Genomic DNA, 13,877 nt, shown 5'->3' with positions numbered 1-13,877 from the left:
GGCACGTCGCCCGCGTCGACGCGTGGCGTGACTTCACGCTGCCGAGCCCACTGAACCCCGACGACTTCGGCATCTGCTTCATCAAGGAACTGCCCTTGCGCTGTCTGGCGGGTGAGGGCAGGCGCCGGGGGACCGCGCTCGCCTGCGTGACGACACCCGACGACGTGCTCAACGAACTGTTCTCGGCCTCGTACGTCGGCGGAGTGAACGGCCAGGGGCAGGGCGGTGCGTACGCGCGGCTGCATGCCTGGGAGAGTCTCTACGCGCTCATGGGGTTGCCCAGCTGCGTACCCCTCTGAAGCGGTGCGGCGCGCGACGGATCACCGGTGGTTGCGGTTCATGGCGTTCACGGACTGGTTTCACCAGGACGCTTCGGACCTGGTATTCGCCGTGCTCGATCCCGCCCGGACTCGGGTCGCGGTGCTGGCGGCGACCGATATCAGGGTCCACCCCTACGCGATCGGATGGCGGGCAGTCGTCCCTGGCGCCTTCTTCGCCCCTGTCCTCAGAGGCCGCTGAGGTTCGGAGCTCACGCTGCCCCGGCCGGACTCAACGCTCGTCGGGGCCTTCGACGAGGCGCCCGGAGCGGCAACGGGGCGTCCCCTCCTGCCCGCTTCCGTGCAGGCAGGAGGGGTTTCGCGCTGCTTCCCCTCAGCGCCTTCAAATATCCCGGAAGATCTCGATCTGCGCCCCGATCGAGTTCAGCCGCTCCGCCAGGTCCTCGTACCCGCGGTTGATGACGTACACGTTGCGCAGCACCGACGTGCCCTCGGCGGCCATCATCGCCAGCAGGACGACCACGGCGGGACGCAGGGCGGGCGGGCACATCATCTCGGCGGCGCGCCAGCGGGTGGGGCCCTCGACCAGAACGCGGTGCGGGTCGAGGAGCTGGAGGCGGCCGCCGAGGCGGTTGAGGTCGGTGAGGTAGATCGCGCGGTTGTCGTAGACCCAGTCGTGGATGAGGGTCTGGCCCTGCGCCGAGGCCGCGATGGCCGCGAAGAAGGGGACGTTGTCGATGTTCAGGCCCGGGAAGGGCATGGGGTGGATCTTGTCGATCGGGGCTTCGAGCTTGGAGGGGCGGACGGTGAGGTCCACCAGGCGGGTGCGGCCGTTGTCGGCGAAGTACTCCGGCGTGCGGTCGTGGTCGAGGCCCATCTCCTCCAGGACCGCCAGCTCGATCTCCAGGAACTCGATCGGCACGCGGCGGACCGTCAGCTCCGACTCCGTGACCACGGCGGCGGCGAGCAGGCTCATCGCCTCGACCGGGTCCTCGGAGGGGGAGTAGTCCACGTCGGCGTCGATGACCTGCATGCCGTGCACGGTGAGGGTGGTGGTGCCGATGCCCTCGACGCGGACGCCCAGGGCCTCCAGGAAGAAGCAGAGGTCCTGGACCATGTAGTTGGACGAGGCGTTGCGGATGACCGTGACGCCGTCGTGGCGGGCGGCGGCCAGCAGCGCGTTCTCCGTGACCGTGTCGCCCCGCTCGGTCAGCACGATCGGGCGGCCCGGGCGGACGGAGCGGTCCACCACCGCGTGGTAGTGGCCCTCGGTCGCGGCGACCTCCAGGCCGAAGCGGCGCAGCGCGATCATGTGCGGCTCGATGGTGCGGGTGCCGAGGTCGCAGCCGCCGGCGTAGGGCAGCCGGAAGCGGTCCATGCGGTGCAGCAGCGGGCCCAGGAACATGATGATGGAGCGGGTGCGGACGGCGGCCTCGGCGTCGATGGCCTCCATGTCCAGCTCGGCCGGCGGCACGATCTCCAGGTCGGTGCCCTCGTTGACCCAACGGGTGCGCACGCCGATGGAGTTGAGCACCTCCAGGAGGCGGTAGACCTCCTCGATGCGGGCGACCCGGCGCAGCACCGTGCGCCCCTTGTTGAGCAGCGAGGCGCACAGCAGGGCCACGCAGGCGTTCTTGCTCGTCTTGACGTCGATGGCGCCCGAGAGGCGCCGGCCTCCGACCACGCGCAGGTGCATCGGACCGGCGTAACCCAGGGAGACGATCTCGCTGTCCAGTGCCTCGCCGATACGGGCGATCATCTCAAGGCTGATGTTCTGGTTGCCGCGCTCGATGCGGTTGACGGCGCTCTGACTGGTGTTGAGCGCCTCCGCGAGCTGTGACTGCGTCCAGCCGCGGTGCTGCCGGGCGTCACGGATGAGCCTGCCGATGCGTACGAGGTAGTCGTCTGCCATGAGGTTGAGGCTATCTCAGATATGAGATGGCGCCTCTCGGGGGGTCCGTTCGGGTGATGCGACGTCAAGGAACCGCAGGTGACGGCTCAGCGGCGCTTGCTCGTCGTGGTGCGGTGCCACCCGAAAGGTCCCGGCAAATCCATAGATGTCGTACGACGTCCGGTGCTGCTGCGGGTGTGGCGCGGGCCGTTCTTGCCCCCGGTCGTGATGGACCAGGAGCGCTTGTTGATGTTCAGGCGCACTCCGGGGAGGATCCGGAAACTCTTGCGGAACGTGAGTGGCATCGTGCCCCCTTCCGATTCGTGCCGGGTCGGTCCGGCACGCATCGGATACCCCCGTTCGGCGTAGTGATGGCCGCACGGGTCACCCGGGGTGGGGCGTACGCCACACTGCGCCCGGGCATGACCGGGCCGCCCCCATGTACTAGAGTTATCTCGACATCGAGATATCTGCCGAGGCGTACCGCAGTCGCGCGCCGCCGGTCGGTCTGCCGGTAAGGGATACCTAACTTAGCCTTACCTTAGCGGATCGGCCGGGGATGCTGACGGCAGGATGCGGTGGTACGCGCACATGAATGAAGGAGACTGTCGTGTCGGCGAACAGCTTCGACGCCCGCAGCACGCTGCAGGTGGGCGACGAGTCGTACGAGATCTTCCGGCTGGACAAGGTCGAGGGCTCCGCGCGCCTTCCCTACAGCCTGAAGGTGCTGCTGGAGAACCTGCTCCGCACCGAGGACGGCGCGAACATCACCGCCGACCACATCCGCGCCCTCGGCGGCTGGGACTCCCAGGCCCAGCCGTCGCAGGAGATCCAGTTCACGCCGGCCCGCGTGATCATGCAGGACTTCACCGGCGTGCCCTGTGTCGTCGACCTCGCCACCATGCGTGAGGCCGTCAAGGAGCTGGGCGGCGACGCGAACAAGATCAACCCGCTCTCCCCGGCCGAGATGGTCATCGACCACTCCGTCATCGCCGACAAGTTCGGCACCAACGACGCCTTCAAGCAGAACGTCGACCTGGAGTACGGCCGCAACAAGGAGCGCTACCAGTTCCTGCGCTGGGGCCAGACCGCCTTCGACGACTTCAAGGTCGTCCCGCCGGGCACCGGCATCGTCCACCAGGTGAACATCGAGCACCTGGCCCGCGTCGTCATGACCCGTGACGGCAAGGCCTACCCCGACACCCTGGTCGGCACCGACTCGCACACCACCATGGTCAACGGCCTGGGCGTCCTCGGCTGGGGCGTCGGCGGCATCGAGGCCGAGGCCGCGATGCTCGGCCAGCCGGTCTCCATGCTCATCCCGCGCGTCGTCGGCTTCAAGCTGACCGGCGAGCTCACCGCCGGCACCACCGCCACCGACCTGGTGCTGACCATCACCGAGATGCTGCGCAAGCACGGCGTCGTCGGCAAGTTCGTCGAGTTCTACGGCGAGGGTGTGGCGGCCACGAGCCTCGCCAACCGCGCCACCATCGGCAACATGTCGCCGGAGTTCGGCTCCACCGCCGCGATCTTCCCGGTCGACGGCGAGACGCTGAACTACATGCGCCTGACCGGCCGCAGCGAGCAGCAGGTCGCCCTGGTCGAGGCGTACGCCAAGGAGCAGGGCCTCTGGCTGGACCCGAAGGCCGAGCCGGACTTCTCCGAGAAGCTGGAGCTCGACCTCTCCACGGTCGTGCCCTCCATCGCCGGCCCGAAGCGCCCGCAGGACCGCATCGTCCTCGCGAACGCCGCCGAGCAGTTCAAGCAGGACGTGCGCAACTACGTCGACAGCGTGGACGAGGCGGGCCAGGAGTCCTTCCCGGCCTCCGACGCCCCCGCCGTCACCGACGGCGCCCCGTCCAACCCGGTCCCGGTCACCGCCCCCGACGGCACGACCTACGAGCTGGACCACGGTGCGGTGACGGTCGCGGCCATCACCTCCTGCACCAACACCTCCAACCCGTACGTCATGGTCGCCGCCGCCCTGGTGGCCAAGAAGGCGGTCGAGAAGGGCCTGACCCGCAAGCCGTGGGTCAAGACCACCCTCGCCCCGGGTTCCAAGGTCGTCACCGACTACTTCGAGAAGGCGGGCCTGACCCCCTACCTCGACAAGGTCGGCTTCAACCTCGTCGGCTACGGCTGCACCACCTGCATCGGCAACTCCGGCCCGCTGCCGGAGGAGGTCTCCCAGGCCGTCAACGAGCACGACCTCGCCGTCACCTCGGTGCTCTCCGGCAACCGCAACTTCGAGGGCCGGATCAACCCCGACGTCAAGATGAACTACCTGGCGTCCCCGCCGCTGGTGGTCGCCTATGCGCTCGCGGGCTCCATGAAGGTGGACATCACCACGGAGGCCCTGGGCGCCGACCAGGACGGCAACCCGGTCTACCTCAAGGACATCTGGCCCTCCGAGGCCGAGGTCAACGACGTCGTCGCCAACGCCATCGGCGAGGACATGTTCTCCAAGTCCTACAGCGACGTCTTCGCGGGCGACGCCCAGTGGCAGGCGCTGCCGGTCCCGACCGGTGACACCTTCGAGTGGGACACCGAGTCCACCTACGTGCGCAAGCCCCCGTACTTCGAGGGCATGGGCATGGAGCCGGCCCCGGTCGAGGACATCTCCGGCGCCCGTGTGCTGGCCAAGCTGGGCGACTCGGTCACCACCGACCACATCTCCCCGGCCGGTGCGATCAAGGCCGACACCCCGGCCGGCAAGTACCTGACGGAGCACGGCGTGGAGCGCCGCGACTTCAACAGCTACGGCTCGCGCCGCGGCAACCACGAGATCATGATCCGCGGCACCTTCGCCAACATCCGCCTGCGCAACCAGATCGCGCCGGGCACCGAGGGCGGCTACACCCGCGACTTCACGCAGGACGGCGGTCCGGTGTCGTTCATCTACGACGCCTCCCGCAACTACATCGAGCAGAACATCCCGCTCGTCGTCCTGGCCGGCAAGGAGTACGGCTCCGGCTCGTCCCGCGACTGGGCCGCCAAGGGCACCGCGCTCCTCGGCGTCAAGGCCGTCATCGCCGAGTCCTACGAGCGCATCCACCGCTCGAACCTCATCGGCATGGGCGTCCTGCCGCTCCAGTTCCCGGAGGGGCAGACCGCGTCCTCCCTCGGTCTGACCGGCGAGGAGACCTTCTCCGTCTCCGGCGTCACCGAGCTGAACGACGGCACCACCCCGCGCACGGTGAAGGTCACCACCGACACCGGCGTCGAGTTCGACGCGGTCGTCCGCATCGACACCCCGGGTGAGGCGGACTACTACCGCAACGGCGGCATCCTGCAGTACGTGCTGCGCAGCCTGATCCGCAAGTAGGCGGCGGCGCACAACAGTCGAGGGCCGCACCCCCCGCCGGGGGGTGCGGCCCTCGCTCATGCCGTCAGACCCTCATGCCTCCCGAGAGGCACCGGGTGCTCAGAACAGCAGGCGGTACGTGTTCCAGCCGCCGTTGCCGATCTTCACGCGGGACTTGTACGGGGAAGCGGCGTTGCCGGTGCCCTTGTACAGGTACAGCGCACCGCTCTTGTCGCGCGCGACCAGGTCGGTGATGCCGTCGATGTCGATGTCACCGACGGAGACGATGTTGTTGTACGTGTTCCAGCCACCGCCGATGCGGGTGCGGGACGAGAACGGCGCCTTGTAGTTGCCGGTGCCCTTGTAGAGCCACAGCACGCCGGACTTGTCCTTGGCGACGATGTCGTCCTTGCCGTCACCGGTGAGGTCGCCCTTGCCGGTGATGTTGGTGTAGGCGTTCCAGCCGGCACCCACCTTGTAGCGCTGGGTCAGCTTGCCGTTGCCGTAGCCGAGGTACAGCCACAGCACGCCGGAGCTGTCCCGGGCGAGCAGGTCGTCGGCGGCGGCGCCACCGACGTTGGCGGGCGAGAAGAGCTGGTTGTAGATCTTCCAGCCGTTGCCGACGAACAGGTGCTCGTCGCTGCCGGTGCCCCACTCGCCGTAGTAGAGCTGACCGCCGGACGTGACGTGGAAGAGGCCGTCGGAGAACCCGTCGGCGTCCTGGTCGACCTGCGTCATGGCGCGGGCGGTGTCCCAGCCGTAGCCGGCGTTCCAGCGGGCGTCGAGCCCACCCTCGAAGTCGGGGTCGTAGCTCCACAGGTCACCCTTGCCGTCCACACCGAACAGCGGATTGATCTGGGCGTCGCCGGGCAGGGCCGAGGCTGCGAACTTCTCGCCGCCCGAGGGCTTGGCGTCGAGCTGGTGCCGGGGAGCCGTGCCGGCTCCCGGTCCGTCGGCGGCGACGGCGCTGCTCGCGCCCGTCGCCACCAGTGCGGCAGTGAGCGCCGCAGCCGTGGCACGCGCCAGCGCGCGACGCGTGTTCAGGCCAGAGCTTTTGGCCACGTGGGTCCTCCGTTAGGTCATGCCGACGGGATCGGGCGCCCGGGTGGGGCACAGCATGATCCCGATAACTCCGTGATCCTTACACATGGTCTTTACCTGTCAATCGGATTAGATGAAATTGATACGGGAAGGCACCGTAAACGCGCCCAAAGGGCAACGAAGTTGCCTCAGGCGGCCCCCGTGACCTCCGCCAGCCACGCCAGTTGGCGCCTCACGTGCACCGCGTCCCCGTGCTCGTGCCCGTTGAAGGGGTACGCGTGCATCTCCTTGCGGGGCTCCGTGCCCGACCGCTCCCCGTACCGGTTGAAGGCGGCGTACGCCCCGCTCGGCGGGCAGACCGTGTCGCGCAGGCCGACGCCGAAGTGGGCCGGTGCGCACGCCCGGCGGGCGAAGGAGACGCCCTCCAAATAGGAAAGGGTGCGGTACGCGGCGCTCTCGGCGCCCCGGTGCACCGACAGATACGCCGCGATCTCGCCGTAGGGCCCGGCGTCCGTGAGGTCCAGGGCGCGGCGGATCCCGCACAGCAGCGGTGCGGAGACCAGTACGGCCGCCAGGTCCGGCACCAGGCCCGCGACGGCCAGCGCGAGCCCGCCGCCCTGGCTGTTGCCGACCGCCGCGACGCACCCCGCGTCCACCCCGGGCAGCGCCCGTACCGCCCCGACCGCGCGCACCGCGTCGGTGATCAGCCGGCGGTAGTGGTGGTCGTGCGGGTCGAGCAGGCCCCGCGCTGCGTGGCCCGGGCCGCCCGGAGCACCGGCGTGCGGGTCGGGGGTGCCGCCGCCGCAGCCGTACTGGTCGCCCTGTCCCCGGTTGTCCATCAGCAGATGGGCGTACCCGGCGGCCACCCAGGTCAGCCGCTCGTGGGGGAGGCCGCGGCCGCGCCCGTACCCGGCGTACTCGACGACCGCGGGCAAGGGCCCGTCCAGGCCGGCGGGTCTGCTGAACCAGGCGCGCACCGGGTCGCCCGCGAAGCCCCGGAAGGTCACGTCCCAGGTCCGGGTCAGGCGCAGTCCGGTCTCCACCGGGTGCGCCGACAGCAGGGGGCCGCCCGGCGGGGGCTCCGCGAGGGTGTCGCGCCAGAAGGCGTCGAAGTCGTCGGGCTCGTCGGGGACCGGACGGTGGCGGGCCAACTCCGTCGGCGGCAGGTCGAACGCGGGCACGGCGGCACCTCGCAGCGGGTCGGGGGAGGCCGGGACGATGAAGCACGGACGGTCCGTGAGCACCGATCGTTGCGAGGTTCGCGCAGAAAGGTGCGACCGACCGTAACAGCTTCCGACGGCGCGGCCCAGGTGCCGATCACGGATCGACCGAAGCTTCACACGGCTGCTCACGCCTCAAAAACCAGCTCCGCACCGGCCATTGACAGCGCTTTCCCGCTGCCTCTAAGTTGCCGCGAAGTTACCGGTGGGCACTCGAAACTTTCGAAAGTCCGCATGACGGGGAGGCCTGAGAGATGAGCACCTCCACCGCGCCGTCCGGCTGGCGGCGTGCGCTGCGCCGCGACTGGCAGCTGTACTCACTGGCCGTCCTGCCGCTGCTGTTCTTCCTGGTCTTCCGCTATCTGCCGATGGTCGGCAACGTGATCGCCTTCCGGCGTTTCGAACCCGGCGGGTCGATCCTGGGGGAGCAGTGGGTCGGGCTGCGCTACGTGGAGATGTTCCTCAGCGACCCGACTTTCTGGCAGGTGTTCCGCAACACCCTCTGGATCGGCGGCCTCACGCTCGTCTTCTGCTTTCCCCTCCCCATCGTCCTCGCGCTGCTCCTCAACGAGGTCCGCACCCGGGCACTGAAGCGGTTCGTGCAGTCGGTGTCGTACCTGCCGCACTTCCTGTCGATCGTGATCGTCGCCGGCATCACCCTGCAGATGCTCGCCACCGACGGCCCCGTCAACCACGCGCTCGGCTGGTTCGGCCAGGACCCGATCCGGTTCATCCAGGAACCCGAGTGGTTCCGCACCGTCTACGTGGGCTCGGAGATCTGGCAGACCGCGGGCTGGGGCACCATCCTCTACCTGACCGCGCTCACCACGATCGACGACGACCTCTACGAGGCGGCACGCATCGACGGCGCGAACCGCTGGCGGCAGATCTGGCACGTCACCCTGCCCGGCATCCGGCCCACCATGATCACCCTGCTGATCCTCAACATCGGCACGTTCCTGGCGGTCGGCTTCGAGAAGATCCTGCTCCTCTACAACCCGCTGACCTACGAGACGGGTGACGTGATCTCCACCTACCTCTACCGCACCGGTGTCGAGTCCAACAGCTTCAGCTACGCCGCCGCCATCGGCCTGTTCGAAGCGGTCATCGGCCTGGTGCTGATCACCTCGGCCAATCTGCTCTCGCGGCGCACGGTGGGGACGAGCCTGTGGTGAGCGTCGACCGGCCCACCCGCGGCTACCGCGTCTTCCAGGGCGTCAACGGGCTGATCCTCACCGGTGTCGTCGTGGTGACGCTGTACCCCTTCGTCAACATCGTCGCCCGCTCCTTCAGCGGGGAACGCGAGATCCGGGCCGGCGAGGTGACGCTGTGGCCCAAGGGGTTCAACCTCACCACGTACAGGATCGTCTTCCAGGACGGCACCTTCTGGCGCAACTACGGCAACACCGTCTTCTACACGGTCGTCTCCACCGCCGTCGCCATGGTCCTGACGACCTGCTACGCCTACGTCCTGTCCAAGAGGCAGCTCAAGGGGCGCGGGGTCCTCGTCGGCGTCGCCGTGTTCACCATGTTCTTCTCCGGCGGGCTCATCCCCACCTACGTGCTCGTCACCAGCCTCGACCTGAAGAACACGGTGTGGGCGCTGGCCCTCCCGAACGCGATCAGCGTCTTCAACCTGCTGGTGATGAAGGCGTTCTTCGAGAGCCTGCCCGACGAACTGGAGGAGGCCGCCCAGATCGACGGCCTGAACACGTACGGCATCCTGTTCCGGATCGTGCTGCCGCTGTCCAAGGCCGTCGTCGCGACCATGGTGCTGTTCTACTCGGTGTCCTTCTGGAACTCCTGGTTCGGCGCCTTCCTCTACATGGACCGCATCGAGCTGATGCCGGTCACGGTCTATCTGCGCAACCTCATCGCGGGCGCCACCGGGGGCACCGCCGCGGGCGCGGGAACCGAGCAGCTCACCCAGGTCGCGGCCAACATCCAGGCCGTCACCATCGTGCTCACCGCCCTGCCCATCCTCTGCGTGTACCCGTTCGTCCAGCGCTACTTCGTGTCGGGCGTGATGCTCGGCGCGGTCAAGGGCTGAGCCCCAGCCACACCGAGGGAGTAACCGTGAAGAACGTGAGACAGCTCTCGCGACGCCAGATCCTGGCCGCCGCGGGCTTCGCCGGCCTCGCCGCGCTCACCGGCTGCGGCAGCGGCGACGACGGCGGGGACTCCAAGGACCTGTCGAAGAAGCGGCACGGTGCCATGAAGGAGTACCGCGCCGGACAGCCGTTCAAGGCGACCGAGCCGCTCACCTTCCCGCTGCTGCACCTCAGCAACCCCAACTACCCGCCGAAGGACGGCTGGCTGCTCTGGAAGGAACTGGGCAGCCGCACGGGCGTCACCCTCAAGCGCACCGACGTCCCCCTCAGCGACTACGAGAAGAAGCGCAGCCTGCTCATCGGCGCGGGCGACGCGCCCCTGCTCCTGCCCAAGACCTATCCCGGGCAGGAGACCCCGTTCGTGTCGTCGGGCTCCGTCCTGGCCGTGAGCGAGTACGTGAAGCTGATGCCCAACTTCCGCGACAAGGTCCGCAGGTGGAAGCTGGAGCCCGAGGTCGACTCCCTGCGCCAGTCCGACGGCAGGTACTACCTGCTGCCCGGCCTGCACGAGAAGGCCAAGTCCAACTATTCCCTCGCCCTGCGCACCGACGTCCTCGACAGACTGGGCCTGGGCCTGCCGGCCACCCTGGAGGAGACGGCCGACGTCTTCCGGGCGCTCAAGTCGGAGTACCCCGGCAGCCACCCCTTCTCCGACCGCTGGAACCAACCCGAGCCGGGCGGCGCGCTGCTCGGCTACATCGGCCAGGCGCACGGCGTCCGCGCGGGCTGGTCGTACCTGAACACCAGCTGGGACGCGAAGGCCGGGATGTTCGTCTTCACCGGCGCCACGGACGGGTACCGGCAGACGATCGAGTACCTGCGGGGACTCGTCGACGAGAAGCTGGTGGACCCCGAGGGCTTCACCCAGAGCGACGACGAGGCGGTCAAGAAGCTGCTCTCCGAGAAGTCCTTCGCGATCAGCGCCAACCCGCAGGAACTCGTCCAGAACTACCGCTACAACCTCCAGCGGCAGGTCAAGGGCGCGAAGATGGAGATGATCCCGGTGCCGCTGGGACCGGCCGGCCCCGTCGTGCTCGGCGGCTCCCGCCTGGAGAACGGCATGATGATCTCCGGCGACGCCCTGGACCGCGACGACTTCGTCGCCCTCCTGCAGTTCGTGGACTGGCTCTGGTACTCCGACGAGGGCCAGAAGTTCACCAAGTGGGGCGTCGAGGGAGTCACCTACACCGAGTCCGGCGGCACCTACCGGGTCGCCGACGGCATCAGCCTCATGGGCTCCGACCCGGACGCCCCCAAGGACCTCCAGAAGGACTACGGCTTCTACAACGGCGTCTTCTCCTACGGCGGCAGCTGGGAACTGGTCTCCTCCTCCTTCAGCCCCGACGAGAAGAAGTTCCAGCAGGCCATGGCGCAGCGCAAGGAACTCCCCGTCGACCCGGCCCACCCGCTCCAGTCGGTGGAGCAGGAACAGGCCACCCTCTGGGACACCCCCCTCAAGGACCACGTCCGGCAGAACACCCTCCAGTTCATCCTCGGCAAGCGCCCCATGACCGAATGGGACGCCTACCTGACCGAGCTGAAGGCCAAGAACATGGACCGCCTGGTCGACGTACACAACAAGGCCCACGAGCGGTTCAGGAAGGAGCAGGGGTGAGCCGCGTCCACGTCCCGGCCGAAGCGGCCGGCGTCCTCCCCGACGCGTGGCGGTACTGCGTCGGCACCGGCCGCCTCGACCTCGCCCTGCGCCGCGACTACCAGGACTCCCTCGCCCTGCTCCAGCGCGAGATCGGCTTCCGGTACCTCCGCGGCCACGGGCTGTTCAGCGACGGCATGGCCGTCCACCGTCCCTACACCCACCGGGGCACCCGGTACGTCCACCACTCCTTCACCCACGTCGACCAGGTCGTCGACGCCTGCCTGGCGGCGGGCATCCGGCCCTTCCTCGAACTCGGCTTCATGCCGAGCGGCCTGGCGAGCGGCGAGCAGACGGTGTTCTGGTGGCGGGGAAACGTCACCCCGCCCCGCGACCACGCCGAGTGGGCCGCGCTCGTCCAGGCGACCCTCGCCCACCTCATCGACCGCTACGGCCTCGACGAGGTGCGCACCTGGCCGATCGAGGTCTGGAACGAACCCGACCTGCCCGACTTCTGGCGGCACGCGGACCAGGACGCCTACCACCGCCTCTACGAGACCACCGCGCACGCCGTGAAGGAGGTGGACGCGCAGCTCCAGGTGGGCGGTCCGGCGCTGTCACCGGGGGCCGGGCCCGACTGGCTGGAGCGGTTCGCCGAGTTCACCGAACACCATGACGTCCCCGTCGACTTCGTCTCCCGCCACGCCTACAGCTCCGGGCCCGCCCAGCACGTCCCCTTCGGCGTGCACCAGACACTCGCCCCGGCCGGCCGGCTGCTCGACCAGTTCGCCGAGCCCCGCCGCACCCTCAAGGGCACCCGGCTCGCGGACGTGCCCGTGCACATCACCGAGTTCAACTCCTCCTACCGGCCCGACAACCACGTCCACGACACCGCCTTCCACGCCGCCTACCTCGCCCCCGTCCTGGCCGCCGGCGGCGACCTCGTCGACTCCTTCTCGTACTGGACGTTCAGCGACGTCTTCGAGGAGGCCGGCGTCCCCACCGCCCTCTTCCACGGGGGCTTCGGGCTGCTCACCCACCGCCAGGTCAGGAAACCGACGTTCCACCTCTACGCCTTCCTGGCCCGGACCGGCCCCGAGCTGCTGGCCCGCGGCGACGACCACCTCGTCACCCGGCACCCGGACGGCCGGGTCACCGTCCTGGCCTGGGCGCCCGTCGACCCGTCGGGCGCCACACCCGGCCCCGACGGACACGCCCTGCGACTGTCCCTGCCGGTCGGCCCCGCCGGCGGCCGGGGCGAGGCGTTCGTCCGGCGCCTCACCGTCGACGAGGAGCACGGCAACGCGTACACCGCGTGGCGCCGCATGGGCAGCCCCCGCTCGCCCCGCCCCCACCAGCTCGACGTCCTCCACGAGGCATCCGAACCCGCCCGCACCCACCGGAGCCTGCCGGTCGAGGACGGCCGGGTGGACCTGCCCCTCACCCTCGCCCGGCACGAGGTCGCCTTCGTCGAGGTGAGCCCCGTCGAGGACGAGACCCCGCCCTGGTGGGACGAGCGCCGCCTGCTCGGCCGGGACCCGGACTTCGGCCGCGATGCGGAGTCCGGCCGGGACCCGGAGCCCGGCCCGGACCCGGACGTCGGCCGCGCCCCGCAGCCCGGCCGGGACCCGGTGTGAGCGCCGCCCGCAGCGCCGACCTCGGCACCGGCGTCCTCTCCCGCGCCGTCGCCCTCATCCACACCCTGCTCACCGTCGAGGCCCTGCTGCTCCTGACCTGCGCACCCGGCCTCGCCGTCCTCCTCCTGCTCGCCCCCGACCCCGCCAACCTCCCCCTCGCCGCCCTCTGCCTGCTGCCGCTCGGCCCCGCCCTGTCGGCCGCCGCGTACGCCCTGCACCACCGCAGCGCCGACCTCACCGAACTCCACCCCGCGCACGCCTACGTGCGCGGCTGGCGGCTGAACGCCCGGCCGGCACTGCGGCTGTGGGCGCCCCTGCTGGCCTGGCTCACCGTCATCGCCTTCACGCTCACCCACTTCACGGCCACCGGCCTGCCCCGCTGGTGGGCGGTGCTGCTCGCGCTGGTGGGCGCGGGCTCCCTCCTGTGGGGCGCGCACGCCCTCGTCCTGACCTCCCTGTTCACCTTCCGCGCCCGCGACACCGCCCGCCTCGCCGCGTACTTCCTGCTCCGGCACGGCCGCGCCACCCTCGGCGCCGCGTCCCTGCTGCTCCTGGCCGCCGCCCTGACCGCCCTGCTGACCGAGGCCCTGCCCGCCCTGCTGGCGGCACCCCTGCTCCTGTCCCTGCTGCACAGCAGCCGGCCGGTGATCACCGAAGCCCGGGAGGAGTTCACCGCGTGAGCGTGCCCCGCACCCCGAAGATCCCGTACGGAGGCCGATCACAGCCCCGAGCAGTGGCCGGATGACGTGTGGGACGACGACCACCGCCCGGTCACCCGGGCCGGCACCGCCGCCCTGCCGC

At 69.7% G+C, this 13,877-nt stretch carries 12 protein-coding genes; 8 read left to right on the top strand and 4 right to left on the bottom strand.

Annotated features, from left to right (window positions below):
* Positions 1 to 38: 38 nt before the first annotated feature.
* Together ACIBCJ_RS24010 and ACIBCJ_RS24005 are read left to right on the top strand one after the other, a co-directional pair.
* Positions 39 to 299 carry a DUF6183 family protein gene (locus tag ACIBCJ_RS24010; RefSeq protein ID WP_362101387.1) on the top strand — a complete coding sequence of 87 codons (261 nt, stop codon included), beginning with the start codon at positions 39 to 41 and terminating at the stop codon, positions 297 to 299.
* On the top strand, positions 244 to 519 hold the full coding sequence (locus ACIBCJ_RS24005) for a DUF6183 family protein (protein ID WP_365978375.1): 276 nt from the start codon (positions 244 to 246) through the stop codon (positions 517 to 519). Before ACIBCJ_RS24010 ends, ACIBCJ_RS24005 begins: the two co-directional genes overlap by 56 nt.
* A gap of 141 nt (positions 520 to 660) precedes the next feature.
* Here ACIBCJ_RS24005 and ACIBCJ_RS24000 read toward each other — a convergent pair whose 3' ends face one another.
* Both ACIBCJ_RS24000 and ACIBCJ_RS23995 read right to left on the bottom strand, forming a co-directional pair.
* Complete coding sequence (locus ACIBCJ_RS24000; RefSeq protein WP_365978374.1) at positions 661 to 2,190, bottom strand: UDP-N-acetylglucosamine 1-carboxyvinyltransferase; 1,530 nt, start codon at positions 2,188 to 2,190, stop codon at positions 661 to 663.
* Between the two features lie 86 nt (positions 2,191 to 2,276).
* Positions 2,277 to 2,474 (bottom strand): DUF4236 domain-containing protein, encoded by a 198-nt coding sequence (locus ACIBCJ_RS23995; RefSeq protein ID WP_133886365.1) that lies wholly within the window; start codon positions 2,472 to 2,474, stop codon positions 2,277 to 2,279.
* A 305-nt stretch (positions 2,475 to 2,779) separates the two neighbouring features.
* Between ACIBCJ_RS23995 and acnA the strand changes: the two genes are divergently transcribed.
* Positions 2,780 to 5,494 carry an aconitate hydratase AcnA gene (gene acnA, locus ACIBCJ_RS23990; RefSeq protein ID WP_362101076.1) on the top strand — a complete coding sequence of 905 codons (2,715 nt, stop codon included), beginning with the start codon at positions 2,780 to 2,782 and terminating at the stop codon, positions 5,492 to 5,494.
* 99 nt (positions 5,495 to 5,593) lie between these two features.
* Here acnA and ACIBCJ_RS23985 read toward each other — a convergent pair whose 3' ends face one another.
* Both ACIBCJ_RS23985 and ACIBCJ_RS23980 read right to left on the bottom strand, forming a co-directional pair.
* A complete protein-coding gene (locus tag ACIBCJ_RS23985; protein WP_365978373.1) occupies positions 5,594 to 6,535 on the bottom strand; it encodes a VCBS repeat-containing protein in 942 nt (313 codons plus the stop codon).
* 167 nt (positions 6,536 to 6,702) lie between these two features.
* Positions 6,703 to 7,695 carry an acetylxylan esterase gene (locus ACIBCJ_RS23980; RefSeq protein ID WP_365978372.1) on the bottom strand — a complete coding sequence of 331 codons (993 nt, stop codon included), beginning with the start codon at positions 7,693 to 7,695 and terminating at the stop codon, positions 6,703 to 6,705.
* A gap of 293 nt (positions 7,696 to 7,988) precedes the next feature.
* On the opposite strand from ACIBCJ_RS23980, the gene ACIBCJ_RS23975 reads away from it, so the two are divergent.
* The 5 genes from ACIBCJ_RS23975 to ACIBCJ_RS23955 are packed head-to-tail and all read left to right on the top strand — an operon-like array spanning position 7,989 to position 13,756.
* Positions 7,989 to 8,909, top strand: coding sequence for an ABC transporter permease subunit (locus ACIBCJ_RS23975; protein WP_365978371.1), 921 nt, complete (start codon positions 7,989 to 7,991; stop codon positions 8,907 to 8,909).
* Complete coding sequence (locus ACIBCJ_RS23970; RefSeq protein WP_362101065.1) at positions 8,903 to 9,784, top strand: carbohydrate ABC transporter permease; 882 nt, start codon at positions 8,903 to 8,905, stop codon at positions 9,782 to 9,784. Before ACIBCJ_RS23975 ends, ACIBCJ_RS23970 begins: the two co-directional genes overlap by 7 nt.
* Before the next feature lie 26 nt (positions 9,785 to 9,810).
* On the top strand, positions 9,811 to 11,460 hold the full coding sequence (locus tag ACIBCJ_RS23965; protein ID WP_365978370.1) for a sugar ABC transporter substrate-binding protein: 1,650 nt from the start codon (positions 9,811 to 9,813) through the stop codon (positions 11,458 to 11,460).
* The gene (locus ACIBCJ_RS23960) at positions 11,457 to 13,076 is read left to right on the top strand and encodes a xylan 1,4-beta-xylosidase (RefSeq protein ID WP_365978369.1); all 1,620 of its coding nucleotides are present in this window, start codon (positions 11,457 to 11,459) and stop codon (positions 13,074 to 13,076) included. Before ACIBCJ_RS23965 ends, ACIBCJ_RS23960 begins: the two co-directional genes overlap by 4 nt.
* A complete protein-coding gene (locus ACIBCJ_RS23955) occupies positions 13,073 to 13,756 on the top strand; it encodes a hypothetical protein (protein ID WP_365978368.1) in 684 nt (227 codons plus the stop codon). Before ACIBCJ_RS23960 ends, ACIBCJ_RS23955 begins: the two co-directional genes overlap by 4 nt.
* Positions 13,757 to 13,877: the final 121 nt, after the last annotated feature.

This window comes from Streptomyces sp. NPDC051136, assembly GCF_044455745.1.
Taxonomy (GTDB): Bacteria; Actinomycetota; Actinomycetes; order Streptomycetales; family Streptomycetaceae; genus Streptomyces.
This window is presented reverse-complemented; position numbering and strand designations above follow the sequence as displayed.